Annotated in this window: 20 protein-coding genes; 4 read left to right on the top strand and 16 right to left on the bottom strand. The window is 36.5% G+C overall.

Features of this window, described 5'->3' with window-relative positions:
- Window positions 1–363: 363 nt before the first annotated feature.
- Window positions 364–600 carry a YuzB family protein gene (locus LS41612_RS05290; RefSeq protein WP_024364838.1) on the top strand — a complete coding sequence of 79 codons (237 nt, stop codon included), beginning with the start codon at window positions 364–366 and terminating at the stop codon, window positions 598–600.
- Between the two features lie 136 nt (window positions 601–736).
- On the opposite strand, the gene LS41612_RS05285 is transcribed toward LS41612_RS05290, so the two are convergent.
- Together LS41612_RS05285 and LS41612_RS05280 are read right to left on the bottom strand one after the other, a co-directional pair.
- A complete protein-coding gene (locus LS41612_RS05285; protein ID WP_024364837.1) occupies window positions 737–1489 on the bottom strand; it encodes a TIGR01457 family HAD-type hydrolase in 753 nt (250 codons plus the stop codon).
- Window positions 1486–1938: a DUF86 domain-containing protein gene (locus tag LS41612_RS05280; protein WP_024364836.1), complete on the bottom strand. Its 453-nt coding sequence runs from the start codon at window positions 1936–1938 to the stop codon at window positions 1486–1488. Before LS41612_RS05280 ends, LS41612_RS05285 begins: the two co-directional genes overlap by 4 nt.
- A gap of 88 nt (window positions 1939–2026) precedes the next feature.
- Between LS41612_RS05280 and LS41612_RS05275 the strand changes: the two genes are divergently transcribed.
- Entirely contained in the window at window positions 2027–2293 is a 267-nt protein-coding gene (locus LS41612_RS05275) for a DUF3055 domain-containing protein (RefSeq protein ID WP_024364835.1), read from the top strand.
- Between the two features lie 145 nt (window positions 2294–2438).
- Here the strand turns inward: LS41612_RS05275 and LS41612_RS05270 are convergent, their stop codons facing one another.
- The 10 genes from LS41612_RS05270 to tnpA all read right to left on the bottom strand — a co-directional run bounded on the left by LS41612_RS05270 (window position 2439) and on the right by tnpA (window position 10486).
- A complete protein-coding gene (locus tag LS41612_RS05270) occupies window positions 2439–2624 on the bottom strand; it encodes a hypothetical protein (RefSeq protein ID WP_370510647.1) in 186 nt (61 codons plus the stop codon).
- 61 nt (window positions 2625–2685) lie between these two features.
- Entirely contained in the window at window positions 2686–3210 is a 525-nt protein-coding gene (locus LS41612_RS05265; RefSeq protein WP_024364833.1) for a D-glycero-alpha-D-manno-heptose-1,7-bisphosphate 7-phosphatase, read from the bottom strand.
- A 157-nt stretch (window positions 3211–3367) separates the two neighbouring features.
- Window positions 3368–3721: a YutD family protein gene (locus LS41612_RS05260; RefSeq protein WP_024364832.1), complete on the bottom strand. Its 354-nt coding sequence runs from the start codon at window positions 3719–3721 to the stop codon at window positions 3368–3370.
- 34 nt (window positions 3722–3755) lie between these two features.
- Complete coding sequence (gene lipA / locus LS41612_RS05255; RefSeq protein ID WP_024364831.1) at window positions 3756–4679, bottom strand: lipoyl synthase; 924 nt, start codon at window positions 4677–4679, stop codon at window positions 3756–3758.
- A 115-nt stretch (window positions 4680–4794) separates the two neighbouring features.
- Complete coding sequence (gene yunB, locus LS41612_RS05250; protein WP_024364830.1) at window positions 4795–5565, bottom strand: sporulation protein YunB; 771 nt, start codon at window positions 5563–5565, stop codon at window positions 4795–4797.
- Between the two features lie 44 nt (window positions 5566–5609).
- A complete protein-coding gene (locus tag LS41612_RS05245; RefSeq protein WP_024364829.1) occupies window positions 5610–6719 on the bottom strand; it encodes an HD-GYP domain-containing protein in 1110 nt (369 codons plus the stop codon).
- A 35-nt stretch (window positions 6720–6754) separates the two neighbouring features.
- Window positions 6755–8122: a bifunctional metallophosphatase/5'-nucleotidase gene (locus LS41612_RS05240; RefSeq protein WP_024364828.1), complete on the bottom strand. Its 1368-nt coding sequence runs from the start codon at window positions 8120–8122 to the stop codon at window positions 6755–6757.
- A 16-nt stretch (window positions 8123–8138) separates the two neighbouring features.
- The gene (locus LS41612_RS05235) at window positions 8139–8960 is read right to left on the bottom strand and encodes a sulfite exporter TauE/SafE family protein (protein ID WP_024364827.1); all 822 of its coding nucleotides are present in this window, start codon (window positions 8958–8960) and stop codon (window positions 8139–8141) included.
- A complete protein-coding gene (locus LS41612_RS05230; RefSeq protein ID WP_024364826.1) occupies window positions 8960–9817 on the bottom strand; it encodes a DUF72 domain-containing protein in 858 nt (285 codons plus the stop codon). The genes LS41612_RS05235 and LS41612_RS05230 overlap by 1 nt, the downstream gene beginning before the upstream one ends.
- 192 nt (window positions 9818–10009) lie before the next feature.
- Window positions 10010–10486, bottom strand: a complete 477-nt coding sequence (gene tnpA / locus LS41612_RS05225) for an IS200/IS605 family transposase (RefSeq protein WP_024364892.1) — start codon at window positions 10484–10486, stop codon at window positions 10010–10012.
- Window positions 10487–11260: 774 nt separating this feature from the next.
- Here tnpA and LS41612_RS05220 point away from each other — a divergent pair.
- Both LS41612_RS05220 and LS41612_RS05215 read left to right on the top strand, forming a co-directional pair.
- Window positions 11261–11632: a hypothetical protein gene (locus LS41612_RS05220; RefSeq protein WP_024362720.1), complete on the top strand. Its 372-nt coding sequence runs from the start codon at window positions 11261–11263 to the stop codon at window positions 11630–11632.
- A gap of 16 nt (window positions 11633–11648) precedes the next feature.
- Window positions 11649–11981, top strand: a complete 333-nt coding sequence (locus tag LS41612_RS05215) for a hypothetical protein (RefSeq protein ID WP_024362719.1) — start codon at window positions 11649–11651, stop codon at window positions 11979–11981.
- Window positions 11982–12711: 730 nt separating this feature from the next.
- Here LS41612_RS05215 and sufB read toward each other — a convergent pair.
- The 4 genes from sufB to sufD are packed head-to-tail and all read right to left on the bottom strand — an operon-like array spanning window position 12712 to window position 17088.
- Complete coding sequence (sufB, locus tag LS41612_RS05210; RefSeq protein WP_024362718.1) at window positions 12712–14109, bottom strand: Fe-S cluster assembly protein SufB; 1398 nt, start codon at window positions 14107–14109, stop codon at window positions 12712–12714.
- 24 nt (window positions 14110–14133) lie between these two features.
- Window positions 14134–14562, bottom strand: a complete 429-nt coding sequence (gene sufU, locus LS41612_RS05205; RefSeq protein ID WP_024362717.1) for a Fe-S cluster assembly sulfur transfer protein SufU — start codon at window positions 14560–14562, stop codon at window positions 14134–14136.
- Window positions 14552–15781 carry a cysteine desulfurase gene (locus LS41612_RS05200; RefSeq protein ID WP_024362716.1) on the bottom strand — a complete coding sequence of 410 codons (1230 nt, stop codon included), beginning with the start codon at window positions 15779–15781 and terminating at the stop codon, window positions 14552–14554. The genes sufU and LS41612_RS05200 overlap by 11 nt, the downstream gene beginning before the upstream one ends.
- Window positions 15781–17088, bottom strand: a complete 1308-nt coding sequence (gene sufD, locus LS41612_RS05195; RefSeq protein ID WP_024362715.1) for a Fe-S cluster assembly protein SufD — start codon at window positions 17086–17088, stop codon at window positions 15781–15783. Before sufD ends, LS41612_RS05200 begins: the two co-directional genes overlap by 1 nt.
- Window positions 17089–17094 lie beyond the last annotated feature (6 nt).

The raw sequence follows: 17094 nt of genomic DNA, 5'->3' as shown, positions 1-17094 counted from the left end.
AATTATAATTGTTCACAAAGTATCCACAAATGAGTATAACCGATTGTGAGAAGTTTCACAATATAAGATTGCATTTTTGTGAAAGATTTCACAATATCGATTACTTCTTTGCATTTTCACACAACAATTATGCCAAAGTCAATTACATTTCGGCAGAATTTGTGCCCCGTAATAAATAAGCCGACTCGAAAAGTTTAACTTAAAATTGGTGACATCCAAAAGTATCTTGCAATAATTTGCATCCCCACTACAAATAAACGGTTAGTCAGCATTCATATAAACTGGAACGACTTTAACTCAATCAATTTAAATCATTGACGAACGTTTCAAAAGCTAGTAGCATATCAAGGGTGAGGTGAACATATGAATCCAATGGTTGAATTTTGTGTAAGTAATTTAGCAAATGGCTCACAAAAAACTTATGAAATACTCGAACGCGATCCAAATATCGATGTTTTGGAATATGGCTGCCTTAGCTACTGTACAAAGTGTTCTGAATCTTTTTACGCGATTGTCAATGGTGAATTAGTAGAAGCTGCTTCACCAGAGGAGCTCACAAAAGCTATATATCAATTTATTGATGAAAATCCATTATGGTAATTGTAGACAACATGGATACCATCAATATATTTTAAAAAAAGTTTGAGTCCTAACAAAATAAAGTTACACATATGAAAAGGATGTTATACCAAAATCGGCATAACATCCTTTGTTAATTTATACCTCGAGCAAAATTTTAAACCAGCGTTTCCACTAAATAAGTAGGTTGCTGTTCTTTTGTTAAAACTTCGCTTGTTGGTGTTACACCTGTATTGACATGAATGGTATCACAGCCAAAATGAATACCACACATAATGTCCGTATCGTAGTTATCACCAATCATAACCATCTCATCTTTTGTAAAACAATGCTCTAACGCAATGATGTCGAGCATTGCAGCAGACGGCTTCCCGATGTAGATTGGTTCAACCCCAGCAACCTCTCCTACTAGGCGCGCAAATGAGCCATTTCCAGGTAAAAATCCATATTCTGTTGGAAATTTAATATCTTGATTAGTTGCAATAAAGGCAGCACCATTTTGTACAGCAATTGTAGCCTTTGCCAGTGCCATATAATCTAATGTGCGATCGATGCCCATAACAAATACATCTGGCTCATTGTCTACAGGTTCAATTCCTTCATTTAACAACGCCAATCGAATCCCATCAGCGCCAATCATTGCTACTCTTTTGTCTGGGAAATTCATAGCTACATACTTTGCTGTTACTAAAGCACTTGAATAAATATGATGAAGTGGTGCTTCTACGCCAACTGCGTGTAAAGCTTCTTGTAACTGCTCTCTCGTTTTAGAGGAATTGTTTGTTACGTAAAACGGCTCAATTCCTTGCTGCTGTAATTGCTGTATAAAAGCAACCGCAGAAGGAATACCTTCCTTTCCGCGGTAGACAGTGCCATCTAAATCAAAGCAATAAGCCTTATAGGTTTTCATTGATGATCCTCAGGTAAAAATGCTGATACGGGACCTAGCTCATTTGTTAAGTAGTTATTCACTGCTGGTGCAAACTGCTTTAAAGCCGGTAAGCTGGCTGTTAAAACCGTCACAACTTCTGCTATATCTACAGATGCGAATTCACGAACGAGCATTTTACGTAAGCCTACAACAGCTTTTAACGATGCTTCCATATCAGTTGATACGACTTTTTCATCGATTAATATATCAATAATATCCTCATAGCTACCTGGATCACGCATGATGAAACCGTCAATCATTAAGTTACCTACATCCATCATTGATTCCATCACATTATGCCCAATACGTTCGAGCGCTAATTTCTTCATATCATTTTGTAGCCAGTTATCCTCTGTCTCCAAAATAGCTAATAGTTTATCTAAGTACTGTAAGTTTGTTGTGATTTTATTTCGATCTACAAAATACACAAGGAAAGCCCCCATTCAAATCATTTAAAGTTGATAGTCTTTTCTCTTCTATAGTACCATATCTATAGGACTGGAAGGAGATTAAAAGATGGAACGTTTTTTCTTATATGATGATGTAGAAGATACAAAAACACGCTTTGTTAGTTTTGCAGGACAAAAACTACGCTACGATTTAGCCATTTTACAATCTAGCCGCTTCTTTGGCAAAGTACTTGTGATGGATATCCAATTTGGCCGTTTTGCGATTATAGGACCAGACGACGTAGAAGAACCTGGCTACCTTGAACACGTATACAACCGTTCGGAAGAAGAGACAGTGGAACTGCGTGAATACTTACGGGAATTACTAAACTAATACGGTTTAAAGATTTAAATAAAAAAATTTCGCTAATCCATTTGCTTGGGACTGCAATAGACCCTTTGGCATATAGCGAAATTTTTTTGTCAAAATCCCATCATGTCTATCGAATATTACACTAAATAGAACCCCTGATGTATCATTATTTATTTAAAGTGGAAGGGTTATCTTTATTATGTGGTTTGTTTTTGTTTTCATTATCATTTTGTTTTTTCGCTTGTTTATTTTGCCCAATAACAGCTAAATCATCTACACTAATATCAAAGCCATATCCGTACTCTTCACGGTCTAATTGCTTTTTCTTTTGCTTTTGCTTTTCGTTAGCCAAAATTATCACCTCCACTTTATAAACTTTCCTTTTTTAAATGATTTATACTTAAACAAAAAAACTAATATGCATCCTCAATTATCCAGTCAACAGCACTTATTAAATCTGGGAATACGGCATCCGCAAGTGGATCATATTTACCTAAAAAAACGCCTTTTGTACCAGCTCTTTTTCCTGCAATAATGTCTGTATCTGTATCCCCCACCATATAAGATTTTGATAAATCCACATTGTATTTTTCAGCAAGATCTACAATTAACTTGCTATTTGGTTTCCGACAATCACAACCAGCTTTTGGTTTATGAGGGCAATACACGACTTCATGAATGATAGCACCTTGTGTCTTTAATTCATTTGTCATATGCATGTGTATTTTTTTGAGCTGTCCTTCTTTCATAAATCCTAAGCCTACGCCACCTTGATTGGTTACAACAAAGACAAAATCAAAAAAGTCGTTTAATTTTTTTATCGCCTCTGGCACATGAGGTAGGAAAAAAAGTTGCTGCGGCTTATTCACAAATTTAACTCTTTTCGTCAACACTTCGTTAATAACCCCATCTCGATCTAAAAAGACTGCTCTTTTTATAAAAATCACACCTTTAATAAGAATCAATAAATGCTAAAGCACTAATCTTTTGTACTATTATATCCAAATTACACACACTATACTTGGCTGTTCATTGTTCAACGGCCGTCATCGCATAAAAAAACCTGATGCACATTTGGCATCAGGTTGTTATTAGCTATTCTGCTATCTGTTCATTGTCATTTGGTTTTGTCACTTCGGTAGCTTCATTTATTACAACATCAGGCTGCATAATAGCTTTACCGCGTTTATGCAAAACAAAGTAAGCACAGCCAAAGTTACAATACTCATATAAGTAATCTTGCAGCGTACTGATTTTTGTATCAAAGGTAGATTTTTGATTTTTATCGTCAAAAAAACCTTTTAACCGCAATTGATTATAACCCCAGTCGCCTACAATATAATCATACTTGACTAAAATATCTGAGTACCGCTCCTTAAAGACTTCTTCCTGAAAAGCTTCACGGTAATCTTCAACAACTTCGTATTCATATCCTTCAATAATGATCAAAGTGACACCACCTTTCTAGGTCTACTAAATTACATTACACTTCGGCTTGTAATTGACGCTCTTTTGTTGCGGCATTCACTTGCTCGTCTGCATGGTAACTACTGCGTACAAGTGGGCCTGCTTCACAATGTTTGAAACCTTTTTCCATTGCAATTTTGCGAAGTTTACCGAATTCAATCGGAGAATAATATTTTTTTACAGGTAAATGTTTTTTAGTCGGTTGTAAATATTGACCAATTGTCATAATATCCACGTTATTCGCACGTAAATCATCCATTACTTCTAAAATTTCTTCATGCGTTTCACCTAAACCAATCATTAAAGATGATTTTGTTGGAATGTCTGGTTGCATCTCTTTTGCTAAACGGAGAAATTCTAAAGAACGTTCGTATTTTGCACGCGCACGTACTCTTGGCGTTAAACGACGTACTGTTTCAATATTATGATTTAAAATATCTGGTCTTGCATCCATTAGAAGTTGAAGATTTTCCTTAATACCTCCAAGGTCTGAAGGCAATACTTCTACTGATGTTAAAGGGCTTTTACGACGAATAGCGCGCACAGTTTCCGCTAATACTTCTGCACCGCCATCCTTTAAATCATCACGAGCCACCATTGTAATAACAACATGTTTTAAGTTCATAATTGCTACTGAATCTGCCACACGTTCTGGTTCTGCAAGGTCTAACTCATTTGGTAAACCCGTTTTTACAGCACAGAAACGACATGCACGCGTACAAACTGAACCCAAGATCATCATTGTCGCTGTTCGACGCTCACCCCAGCATTCATGAATATTTGGACAACGTGCTTCTTCGCATACTGTATGAAGATTTTTTTCACGCATTAGCTTTTTAAGACCCTTATATTCATCGTTCGTGTTTAGTTTAATTTTAAGCCAATCAGGTTTTCTTACATGTTCTTCTTTTTCATTGCTAGTAGGTTTACAGGATGTCATACAATTTCGCCCCTATCAAAGTAATCTTTTGTTGAATATGATCTACCATCACTGTTGTCAATGTATCATATTACACGAACTGCAACAACTAACATTTACTCTCAACCTAACATTTCTATTGATATGGCACCGGCACTTCTATAGATGGCTGTACCGCATCTGTGCCATTCGTATAAATGTTTGGTACTGGTCCTCTCGTTAACCCCATTGCTACAGGAATATCCTGTGATACCGTCGTTGACTTACTAGCAAATGGCACAATTATTTGGACATTCACTTCTATATGAATGCCAACTTCGACATACGCACTATTAATACCAAATTCTCTAATATCCGCTGTAACATTACTATGGACATTGCCAATTACATGAAAACGTATGGGTATTTTAGGCCCTAAATTACCGAGTAAAGGAATATCTGCCGCCTGTGCAAGCGGAACGAAAAAGACAATACCATCTCCTTGTTGAATTTTATTCACATCATATTCAACATTATCTAAATCCGGTAAATGGGACAATTCTCCATGCTCAGCTTGTTCTAAATACATTTTCACAAGTTCAAGTGTTTCTGCACGCACTCTATTAATAATTTCTGTATTAAATTTTGTGGTCACTGACGTACCAGATGGTACATCTTCGATTATATCATTAACGTCCAATACGTTCGAAGTACGTGAGTTAATGGCTTTACTAACAACATACGACGCAATTTTATTCGTCTGCACTTCTGCATATTCCAAATATGTGGGTTTAAGACGCTCATTTAAAAAATACAGAAATAATGCGATACAAATAATACTTGCGACAATTAATAAGGTTAAACGATTGAGCTGCATTCCTCTTTTATGATTCGTTCGCAATTTCATCCTTTTTCGAGGGAAAAACAAAAAAATCTCCTCCTGTTCTACAACGTATGAACAGGAGGAGCAAATTATACGACTCTCGTTGGTACTACATAATCAGTTTCAATACTATCAATTTTTACAGTTGGATAGTCCACTAAATTAATTTCATATGTCGCTGTAAGTAATTCATTACGCTCTTCAAAAATTCGAATCCATGGCAAAGCAGCATCCAAAGTATTTTGTTTAGAAACAATGCCTCGGCGACCATCTGATAATTTTAAAATCAGCCCATTCGGATAATGGACAACCGATCTTTTTAATGCATTCACAATTCGTGCATCATAAATAGTGCCTGAGCCAGCTTCAACAATGGCAAGCCCTTGTGATGGTAGCATTTTTTCACGATATACACGATTTGTCGTCACCGCATCGAATACATCCGCTACACCAATTATTTTGGCAAATGGATGGATTTCAAAATCAACTAAGCCACGTGGATAACCACTTCCATCAATGCGTTCATGATGTTGAAAAGCGCAATGTGCAACCAGTAAGGAAATAGAATGCAAATTACGTAATAAATCAAACCCGTAACGCGTATGCATTTTCATCATCTCAAATTCCTCATGCGATAAGCGACCTGGTTTTTTTAATATCTCTTTCGGCACCATAAGCTTTCCAACATCATGCAATAAGGCACCAATACCAATTAAACGAAGATCTTCAGCAGAATGACCTAATTCTTTTGCTATTGCAATCGAGTATAAAGTCACATGAAAAGAATGCTGATATAAATATTCATCAAATAAATAAGCATCTGTTAAAACCGTTAAAATTTCATTATTACCCGTAATAGCTGAGAGTAGTTCATCGACAATCGTGACAATCGCTTTCGACTGTTGATCCAGTATATAAGAGGCATTCACCGTACTTAAACCATTCAATGATTGGAAAGAATCTTTAATAGTTGAAATGGCTTTATTCCGGACATCAGGAGGAACTGTCTCCTTGACTTCAATGCCTTCAGAAATTTTGTCATCAATATATAAATAATGCGTATTCAACTGTTGAAGTCTTTCAATAATACGTTCATTAATGACAACGTCTTTCTTTAAAAGTGGATGACCTGCCTCATTCCAAATGGTTCTTCCTAGTACCATTCCTTCTTTTAATACATCGATTGAAATTAATCGCATGACTTCTTCCCCAATCCATTCTTAAAGCATTTTATCTATCGCTTAAAGAAACTTTGCCCATAATCTAACATAATGTTTCGTAAAAAATCAGGTAAAATATATTTTTTCTTTGCATATTTAAAGCTAGGATAAAAATAACCGAACGTAAACAAATCGAGCGTTACTAATTTATAAGTACGTTCATTATCTGCAATCTTTCCATTAATGAGCAATTGACGCTCCTCATTCATTGCAAAGCCATACGTCAGCATCTTACCAAAAACAACGCCCCTAAACCCTAATCCTTTAAGCTCCATATTGGGCCACTCTTCATTTTTCGATTGCTGAAAAATCTCTTTTATTTCAGATACCGACAATTCGATTGTACATAAATTAATTGGATGTGGAAAAATTTTATGTAAATCAAGCGCGGTTACCGTTCCTTTTGGAAGGCCCTCTAAAAAAATCCCTGCATTAAATAACGCACAATCTGCACCGCTTTTTTCTATAATTGCTTGCGCAAATAAGTGAGATAATTGTGAGTAATGGAACCATTCTTTATTGTACATTTTTTCTGTTGAAAATACAGGCTTGTCTAATAACCTTTTGCCTTCTTCTTCTAAAGTTAGCAAAAATTCATTTTCATTTTCAACAATTGGCAAGTCCTTATTATGAATTAAAGTATCCTTTTTTTCAACAATTTCTCTCGTTTTTTTATCATATTCGATCACGAGATGTCCAGTATATTGGCCAAATTTTCCTCCGCCAGTAAGCAATACACCATTGATGAACTTCCCATTTGGCAATGTATGATGCGTATGAGACCCAAAGATAACATCAATTTCAGGACATTCCTCTGCGAGCAGTTCATCTTCAGTAATTCCTAAATGTGACAGACAAACAACAATGTCTACTTCTTTACGCAGTTGATGGGTTAATCGAATAAGGGAACTTCGTGCATCGTCTATTTGCCATTGCAATTCCTTATAATAAATTTCGAACATAGCTGTCGCTGCAATAACCGCGATTTTCGTGTCATTTTTTGTAGTTAACACAACATAAGGCTTTAGCCATATTGGGTTTTGTCCCTTCGAGGCATTAACGTTCGCCACTACGACTTCAAATTGCGCGTCATCATATAGATGAAACAACTCATCATGAGACAGTGTAATGCCTTCATTGTTACCGATTGTCACAACATCATAACCTGCATCGTTTAATAATTGGACATTTCCCTTACCAATAGTCGCATCTGTATAAATATTTGACCTATCTAGATGATCTCCAACATCAACTAAAAAGCTAGTTTCCCCTAGAGCTGCATATTGAGCACGTTGCGCATTGACATAGTTTTGCATGCGTGGCCAATACTTAAAATGACTATGCAAATCATTTGTGTGAAAAATATGAATTTTTTCTAGCATTCCAGCCACCTCTTCTTTACAATAAGCCCTCTATAATGGAACGAATTCCTAATAATAATAAAATAATTCGAAGTGCCAGGACAAGTGTATCTGATTTAATTTTTTTATTGAGTGCTGCTCCTAACTTAGCTCCAATATAAGCCCCAGGAATAACTGGAATCGTATAAAGCCATGGTACATGACCTAAATAAATATGGCTTGCCGAGTTCACAATGGATGTTAAGAACACCATAAACATGGATGTTGCCACTGCCACATGTGGTGGAAATAAAAATAATATGATCATTGCAGGCACAACCATCGAGCCGCCACCAATACCAAATAATCCTGATGCAAAGCCAACTGCAAAGCAGAACAACAACGCAAACCAAATCGGATAGCCGTAAACATATGTTTGTCCCGATGCATCGATAAACTGGTGTTGTGTACCATTTTTCACAAACCATTGTACAGGTTTCAATTTATCGCGTACAAGTAAAATTATCGATATAACAATTAACAATACCCCAAAATATAAATTAAATGAAGGTAAATCCAATCCTTTATTTACCCATGCACCTACCATTGTTCCTGGAACACTACCTAAAAAAAATATAAAACCACTTTTATAATCCACCGTTTTGGATTTCATGTAGCTTAATGTTGATGCTAGCCCGGTGAAAATCATCATCACAACAGATAGCCCAACCACCTTTTGCGGTGTTATATCTGGAAGCAACCCAAGATTTAACCCAACAAATAAAGTAGCCGGTACTAAAATAATCCCTCCACCTAGCCCAACAAGAGAGCCGATTAGCCCAGATGCTAGTGCAATGATAACTAAAAGAATAAACTCCATTATATTTCTCCTTCAAATATATTTAATTGTTTTGGTGCTAAACCAACATCTCGTATTGCTAATAGCTCCTGAAGCTCCTTTGCATTTTTCGCAGCATGCAACCCTGAGTTATTATTAAATAACACAAATAGCTCCTGTACCTTTGGCTGTATAGCTTGAATATGCTGGCCGAGTTGTTGCAATTCTTCTTTATTATAATCATATAGAAACCGAACTTTGCGCCAGTTTTCCATATTGCCAGTATTACGCCAACCATGAATATTACGACCATGAATGCGTACAAGTGCCCTATTTGCCGTTACTTCAGGGTAAAAGGGAACAGAGCCAATACCCGCTTGTGGTTCATCACAAATCGTATGAATAAATTGATGTTCCTGCAAGAAATCCATTGTTTGCTGGACAAGCTTGTCTGCATACCACGTGCGATTACGAAATTCAATTGCCACATCGAACTCTTTTAATTGTTGCCTAATATACAATAAATATTGGACATTTTTTGACTGACAATCAAACCATGGTGGAAACTGTGCGAGTACCATCGCTAATTTTCCATGACGTTTAAATTCATTGGCACACTCAATAAACGCGTTAAACATATCATTTTTGGATTCAAAGGGGATTTCCCCACGTAAATGACCGGTCATTCCTTGATAAGCCTTTATCACAAAACGGAATGAATGCGGTGTTAGTTCACACCATTTCCGTACATTATCAACTGATGGAATAGCATAAAATGATGTGTCTACTTCTACTGTTAAAAAATGACCTGCATAATCAAATAATTTGTCCTTTGAGGCAGTCACACCACTGTATAACGAAGGATGATCGCCCCAGCCTGTTAACCCAATTCGAATCATAAGACTCCCTCCCTATGTACCTAATGATAGCATACACTTTCTAGTGCAAATACTTACAAAAAATCAGAACCACCAGTCTAACTGGTGGTTTGCTCTACGCGTGAAACGCTGGGGTACTGGCCCATGTCTAAAGACACACTGAAAGGTCCGCCAACCGCACTCCGTTTTCACGCTACCACTAAAGTGGTTTTATCATTTTCGCTTTTTTGCTTTTATTTCTTCTCCTGTAAATGGATCAATGAATTCTTTCATGCTCATTTGATCCTCAAGAATATCCTCTTGTAATTGATTTTTTATATATTCCTGAATGATTTTTCTGTTTCTTCCTACTGTATCTACATAATATCCGCGACACCAAAACTTCCTGTTTCCATATTTGTATTTCAGGTTCGCATGTCGGTCGAATATCATTAAACTACTTTTCCCTTTCAAATAACCCACAAACGATGAAACACTTAATTTTGGTGGAATACTTACCAACATATGAATATGATCAGGACAGGCTGTTGCTTCTATAATTTCTACTCCTTTTCTTTCACATAACTGGCGAAGAATTCTACCTACATCTACTTTAATTTGTCCATAAATAATCTGCCTTCTATATTTTGGCGCAAAGACGATGTGATACTTACAATTCCATGTTGTGTGTGCTAAACTTTTATTATCCATTTGGATCCCCTTTCGTACGAAGTCGGTTGACCAGACCTGAATTTATTGTACGGCTGGGGATTTTTTCTTGTCCATAGCTAGAAGCTCTTTAGAACCCCTCGCATAGCAAGGGGTTTTCAAAAAATACAAATAAAAAGCGACTAAAGCTAAAATAGCTCTAGTCGCATGTATTTTTCAAAATTAGTCTATGGAACTTTCCATCATATACAGTTGAATAGAAAGAAATACAACATAACAAGCAACTATACTATAACTTTTCATACACTTTACCCATAAATCAATTGAAATCGCTCGAATACGTTTGATAATTCATTCTAAAGGAAGCGTAATTGGAAGGGATATAAAACTATTTAATCCCGCTTTCTACTATATAATACATGCATATTCCCTTGCCATACAACTTCATCAATTAACTGTGTTCGTGAACAAGCCGGCAAAAAGGGCTAGAATAACAAGTATTTCTATACATCCCTTTTAGATAACTTAATTTGATAATATCACAGTTTTCGGTATCATTTTATAATGATTCAACAATAGCTACTAATACTTGTATAGCTGTCGGATGCTCATAAAGAAAAGTGCTTTTCCTACGACGTATAACATTTGTTTTAATATAAACATACATTGTAGTTCTATGATTACCAATCACGTTGAAAATCTTTAATAGCTTTCGACATTAATATTTTAATTTTTGCAATATTCTCATTTTTATTATATAATAGAATCGATTTTTAACCAAACATTCTAAAAAATGAAAGGAAAGGGGCAAGGGAAGTGCAAAAAAAAATCATTTATTTCATAGTAGCTTTGATTTTGGTTGTTTCGTTTGGTTCAATTGTTATTCAGCCACAAGCATTGACGACAGATGAGGTAAGTGAAGATTATACAAAAGAAAAGGTTGGTGATACGAGCGGTAAAATATACCAAATAAATAAAGATGAGGTTACAACTTATGGATGGCCTTGGACTGCAATAACTAAAACTGTAAAAAAAGAATATACTTCTGCTGCTGCAGTACCAGATTCAATTTATTACGAAGAGTATATTGATGGTAAATGGTATCATGGCAAACTAAAAAGAACTGGAGAAGTAGAAAAGCTTCAATATACTTGGAGAGCAACTTTCACAGGTAAAATTAATTATTAAAAAAGGAGTGTTATATATGAATAACTTTTTTAATAAAGGTTTATTGATGGTAGGTGTTGCTTCATTTATTTTACCTTTTTCTAATCCAACTGTTCAGGCAAGAGAAACAACTATACCCTTGATACAAGAAACACAAACTGATGTATCACCATTTTGGGTTTATGATCATATTCAAACAATCACTTTGACTTTTCCTACACCTTCATTAATTCCTAAGGAAGTACCCTATGAGTATTATCATGAAGTTTACGGCGTAATGAGGGGTGTTTTAAAATATGTAAAACATGAGTATATTAAAGGGGAATATATAGCTACATTTACTGGCAGGATGTATAGTAATCCTCTATAAATGATCTTCATTAGAATAAAATAAAATTAGGATGAGACAGCCCCTCTTAAATATAAATTAGATTTGTAGCGTTAGGGAAATACAGACCTACGATGATACGATTATATCTTAAACAAGGGCTGCAGGATCGCTTAAAATATTTAGATTTTTTGTATAACAAGTTCTGGGAGAAAATTTATATAAAAAACACATAAACAATGTTCACAAACCATTGTTTTGTAATTAATTTAGAAAAGGTCGATAGCATAAAATGGGACTAAACCTGGTATATAGGACAACAATTAAAATAGCATCACTCAACCAGTTGTCGGTATTGAACCGGCTACTGGTTGTTTTTAGTTTTGTTTGGATTCGGTTATAGTAATAATAATTTTTATAGTCTTTTACGATCCATTTCCCTCGAGTGTCTTATCTAATTTGTTGGTCTATTCAACCTAGGTAACAGATTCATCATAAACCTCGCTATGTTCTTTTCCCTCTATCCTACTACAGCATAAATGTAGCTTTCTATTTCTCGGATGCATCTTCCAAGCTAAAGATAAGACTTGTATTGTCATAAATCGCTATACAACAATTAATTATATATAAATAAAAAAGATCGAGCGCAATGCACTCGATCTCTATAAAAAACATATAATTTTATAATTTGTAGATGATTTGTAGGTATTTCACACATTTCACCTTACACATACCATACAGAAACGCTGATGTAGAAAGGTTTACCGGATGTTTACCCGATACTACCTTCCATCTCGAACTTGATAAGACGGTTCATTTCTACTGCGTATTCCATTGGTAATTCTTTCGTAAATGGTTCGATAAAGCCCATTACGATCATTTCTGTTGCTTCTTCTTCAGAAATACCACGAGACATTAAGTAGAATAGTTGCTCTTCTGACACTTTTGAAACTTTCGCTTCATGTTCTAAAGAAACATTATCATTTAAGATTTCGTTGTATGGAATTGTATCCGAAGTAGATTGATTATCCATGATTAACGTGTCACATTCAATGTTAGCACGTGCACCACTTGCTTTAGGACCGAAACGAACTTGACCCATATAGGTTACTTTACCACCTTGTTTGGCAATCGATTTAGAAACGATTGTAGAAGATGTATTCGGTGCCATATGAATCATTTTTGCCCCAGCATGTTGGTGTTGTCCTTTACCAGCTAATGCAATTGATAATGTCATACCACGAGCGCCTTCACCTTTTAGGATACAAGCTGGGTATTTCATCGTTAATTTTGAACCAATATTACCGTCAATCCATTCCATCGTACCGTTTTCTTCAACAACTGTACGTTTAGTTACTAAGTTGTAAACATTATTTGCCCAGTTTTGAATCGTTGTATAACGGCAGTAAGCATTTTTTTCGACGATAATCTCTACAACTGCAGAGTGTAAAGAGTTTGTAGTATAAACTGGAGCAGTACATCCTTCAACATAATGCACGTGTGCGCCTTCATCAACGATAATTAACGTACGCTCAAATTGCCCCATGTTTTCAGAGTTAATACGGAAGTATGCTTGTAAAGGCGTTTCCACTTTTACACCTGGTGGCACGTAGATAAATGAACCACCTGACCAAACTGCTGAATTTAATGCAGCAAATTTGTTATCAGTGTATGGGATTACTTTGCCCCAATATTTTTTGAAAATCTCTTCGTTTTCACGTAAAGCTGAATCAGTATCTTTAAACACAATACCAAGGTCTTCAAGATCTTGTTTCATGTTGTGGTATACTACCTCAGATTCGTACTGAGCTGATACACCAGCAAGATATTTTTGCTCTGCTTCAGGAATACCTAATTTATCAAACGTTGCTTTAATTTCTTCAGGTACTTCATCCCAAGATTTTTGCGTAGCTTCAGATGGTTTTACGTAGTACGTAATCTCATCGAAATCTAAATCGCCAAGGTCGCCACCCCATTGTGGCATCGGTTTTGTATAGAAAGTTTCAAGCGCTTTTAAGCGGTATTCAAGCATCCACTCTGGCTCTTGCTTCATATTTGAAATTTCACGGACGATTTCTTCAGTCAAACCACGTTTTGAACGGAAAATTGATACGTCCTTGTCATGGAATCCGTATTTGTAATCGCCAATATCCGGCATTTTTTTAGCCATTATTTCTCCTCCGTTCACGAATTATTATTCTTTTACGCCTTTTTCCATTGCTTTCCAAGCCAATGTCGCACATTTTATGCGTGCAGGGAATTGCGAAACACCTTGCAGTGCTTCGACATCCTCTAGGTCGTATTTATCGCTATATTCTTCACCCATCATCATTTTTGAGAAAATATCAGCAAGTTCTAATGCTTCTGCTACTTTTTTCCCTTTAATGATTTGAGTCATCATCGATGCAGAAGACATCGAAATTGAACAGCCTTCACCGTCAAATTTCGCATCTTCTACAACACCATCATTCACTTTAAGTGTTAAGTGAATACGGTCACCACAAGTCGGATTGTTCATATCAATTGTGACAGCATCTGTTTCTAAAGATCCTTTGTTACGAGGATTTTTATAATGATCCATGATTACTGAACGGTATAGTTGATCTAAATTATTAAAAGACATCGCCAAAATACTCCTTCGCTGAACGCAACCCAGCAACTAAGCGGTCAATATCTTCCTCCGTATTGTACAGATAAAAGCTTGCACGCGCTGTCGCTACTTGTTGGAGACATTTCATTAGTGGCTGCGCACAATGATGTCCGGCACGAACAGCGATGCCATTCATGTCAAGAACAGTTGCAACATCATGCGGATGTACATCATCTAAGTTAAATGTAACAAGTCCACAACGCTTCATAGGATCGCGTGGGCCAAAAATTTTAAGTCCGTCAATTGTTTCAAGCTGATCCATCGCATAGCCTACAAGCGCATGTTCATGCTTTGCGATATTGTCTAACCCTACTTCAGTTAAGAAATCGATAGCAGCTCCTAAACCAATTGCTCCTGCAATAATAGGTGTACCACCTTCAAATTTCCACGGCAATTCTTTCCACGTTGAATCATGTAATCCAACAAAGTCGATCATTTCGCCACCAAATTCAATTGGCTCCATCTTTTCAAGGTGCTCTTTTTTACCATATAGTACACCTATTCCAGTCGGTCCGCACATTTTATGTCCTGAAAATCCTAAGAAATCGACATCTAGGTCTTGCACATCCATTTTCATATGCGGTGCTGCTTGTGCACCATCCGCTACCATAACTGCACCATTGGCATGTGCAATTTTAGCAATTTCTTTAATCGGATTAATCGTACCGAGAACATTTGATGCCATGGATACAGACACGATTTTTGTTTTAGGCGTAATTGTTGCTCGAACCTTTTCAAGGTCAAGCGTTCCATCTGCCTCAAGGTCAATGTACTTTAATGTTGCATTTTTTTCTTTTGCAAGCTGTTGCCAAGGTATAATATTAGAATGGTGTTCCATATGTGTGATGACAATTTCATCACCTTGCTCAACATTTGCACGACCATAACTAGAAGCTACTGTATTTAACGCAGTTGTTGTACCGCGAGTGAAAATAATTTCTTCTGTCGTTTTCGCATTAATGAAATTGCGAACCTTTTCACGAGCACCCTCGTATTTGTCAGTCGCACGATTCCCCAATGTATGCACACCTCGGTGAACATTTGAGTTATCAAATTCATAGTAATGCTTAATTGCTTCAATTACTTGAATAGGCTTTTGAGATGTTGCTGCACTATCAAGATAAACAAGCGGGTGACCATTTACTTGTTGATTTAATATTGGGAAATAGCTTTTAATGTCTTTATTGATCATTAGCGAACTTTCCTTTCAATAACCTCCGTCAGTTGCTTTTGAACGCCCTCAATTGGTAATTGCGTAACAACTGGCGCAAGGAATCCATGGATAACAAGGCGCTCTGCTTCTGCTTTCGAGATACCACGACTCATTAAGTAATAAAGTTGTAGTGGATCTACTCGTCCTACAGATGCTGCGTGTCCTGCTGTTACATCATCTTCGTCAATTAAAAGAATTGGGTTCGCATCGCCACGTGCTTTTTCAGAAAGCATTAGCACACGTGATTCTTGCTGTGCATCCGCTTTTGTAGCACCGTGTTCAATGTAACCAATACCATTAAAGATTGACTGTGCTGCATCTTTCATCACACCGTGTTTCAAGATGTGACCATTTGAGTTTTTACCCCAGTGACGAACTTCTGTAGTAAAGTTTAGCTTTTGCTCTCCGCGACCAACTACAACTGTTTTTGTATCTGCATGAGAACCATCACCGATAAGGTGTGTAATGTTTTCAGAGATTGTATCTGAATCATTCATTAAACCTAGTGCCCAGTCTACTTTTGCATCACGCGCTAAACGAGCACGACGATTTACATAAGTAGTATAACCTTTAGCCAGTACATCAACCGCACCGTAAATTACTTGCGCGTTATCTTGTACAATGACTTCGGAAATAATATTTGCCTGACCTTTCGCTTCTTCAACTGTAGAAATATATGTTTCTACGTATGTGACAGCTGCATTGGCTTCAGCAACAACTAATACATGGTTATATAGAGAAGCTTCGGCATTATCATTTAAAAATACTACTTGTAACGGTTGCTCAATAACGACATTTTTCGGTACGTAAACAAATACGCCACCATTTACAAGTGCTGCATGAAGTGCAGTTAATTTATGTTCATCGACTTTTACTGCTTCAGTCATGAAATACTTTTGTACAAGCTCACCATGTTCACGTACAGCTGTTAACATATCTGTAAAAATAACGCCTTTGTCAGCAAGCTCCTGTGACGTTTTAATAAACGCTGGTGTGTTGTTACGCTGAATATATAAGTTTTCTTGAGACTCAAGATTAATTAACCCTCTTGCCTCTTCTGGTAATTCATCTAATGAAGTTAATTCTTCACTGACAACTGTGTGAGTTGGGAAATTCATGAAATCCCATTTTGTAATATTTGTTCTATCTGGTTTTGGCATATCTAAACCAGCTGCTTTGTCTAGTGCTGCCGTACGAAGCTCTGCAAACCAAGTTGGCTCACCATTCGCTTCTGAGAACGAGCGCACGTCCTGTACTGTTACAGGCAAGTTAAGTTCCACTGTCATGCTAGT

Origin of the sequence: Lysinibacillus sphaericus (genome assembly GCF_002982115.1) — a bacterium.
Lineage (GTDB): Bacteria > Bacillota > Bacilli > Bacillales_A > Planococcaceae > Lysinibacillus > Lysinibacillus sphaericus.
The sequence above is the reverse complement of the archived record's forward strand: the minus strand, read 5'-3'. Positions and strand labels throughout refer to the sequence as shown.

Coding starts and splice junctions, on each gene's coding strand:
- LS41612_RS05230 (WP_024364826.1), bottom strand. CDS start 9,817: ATGATTCGAATTGGGTTAACAGGCTGGGGCGATCATCCTTCGTTATAC.
- LS41612_RS05275 (WP_024364835.1), top strand. CDS start 2,027: ATGGAACGTTTTTTCTTATATGATGATGTAGAAGATACAAAAACACGC.
- LS41612_RS05285 (WP_024364837.1), bottom strand. CDS start 1,489: ATGAAAACCTATAAGGCTTATTGCTTTGATTTAGATGGCACTGTCTAC.
- LS41612_RS05245 (WP_024364829.1), bottom strand. CDS start 6,719: ATGCGATTAATTTCAATCGATGTATTAAAAGAAGGAATGGTACTAGGA.
- sufU (WP_024362717.1), bottom strand. CDS start 14,562: ATGTCTTTTAATAATTTAGATCAACTATACCGTTCAGTAATCATGGAT.
- sufB (WP_024362718.1), bottom strand. CDS start 14,109: ATGGCTAAAAAAATGCCGGATATTGGCGATTACAAATACGGATTCCAT.
- LS41612_RS05215 (WP_024362719.1), top strand. CDS start 11,649: ATGAATAACTTTTTTAATAAAGGTTTATTGATGGTAGGTGTTGCTTCA.
- LS41612_RS05240 (WP_024364828.1), bottom strand. CDS start 8,122: ATGCTAGAAAAAATTCATATTTTTCACACAAATGATTTGCATAGTCAT.
- tnpA (WP_024364892.1), bottom strand. CDS start 10,486: ATGGATAATAAAAGTTTAGCACACACAACATGGAATTGTAAGTATCAC.
- LS41612_RS05235 (WP_024364827.1), bottom strand. CDS start 8,960: ATGGAGTTTATTCTTTTAGTTATCATTGCACTAGCATCTGGGCTAATC.
- LS41612_RS05290 (WP_024364838.1), top strand. CDS start 364: ATGAATCCAATGGTTGAATTTTGTGTAAGTAATTTAGCAAATGGCTCA.
- lipA (WP_024364831.1), bottom strand. CDS start 4,679: ATGACATCCTGTAAACCTACTAGCAATGAAAAAGAAGAACATGTAAGA.
- sufD (WP_024362715.1), bottom strand. CDS start 17,088: ATGACAGTGGAACTTAACTTGCCTGTAACAGTACAGGACGTGCGCTCG.
- LS41612_RS05200 (WP_024362716.1), bottom strand. CDS start 15,781: ATGATCAATAAAGACATTAAAAGCTATTTCCCAATATTAAATCAACAA.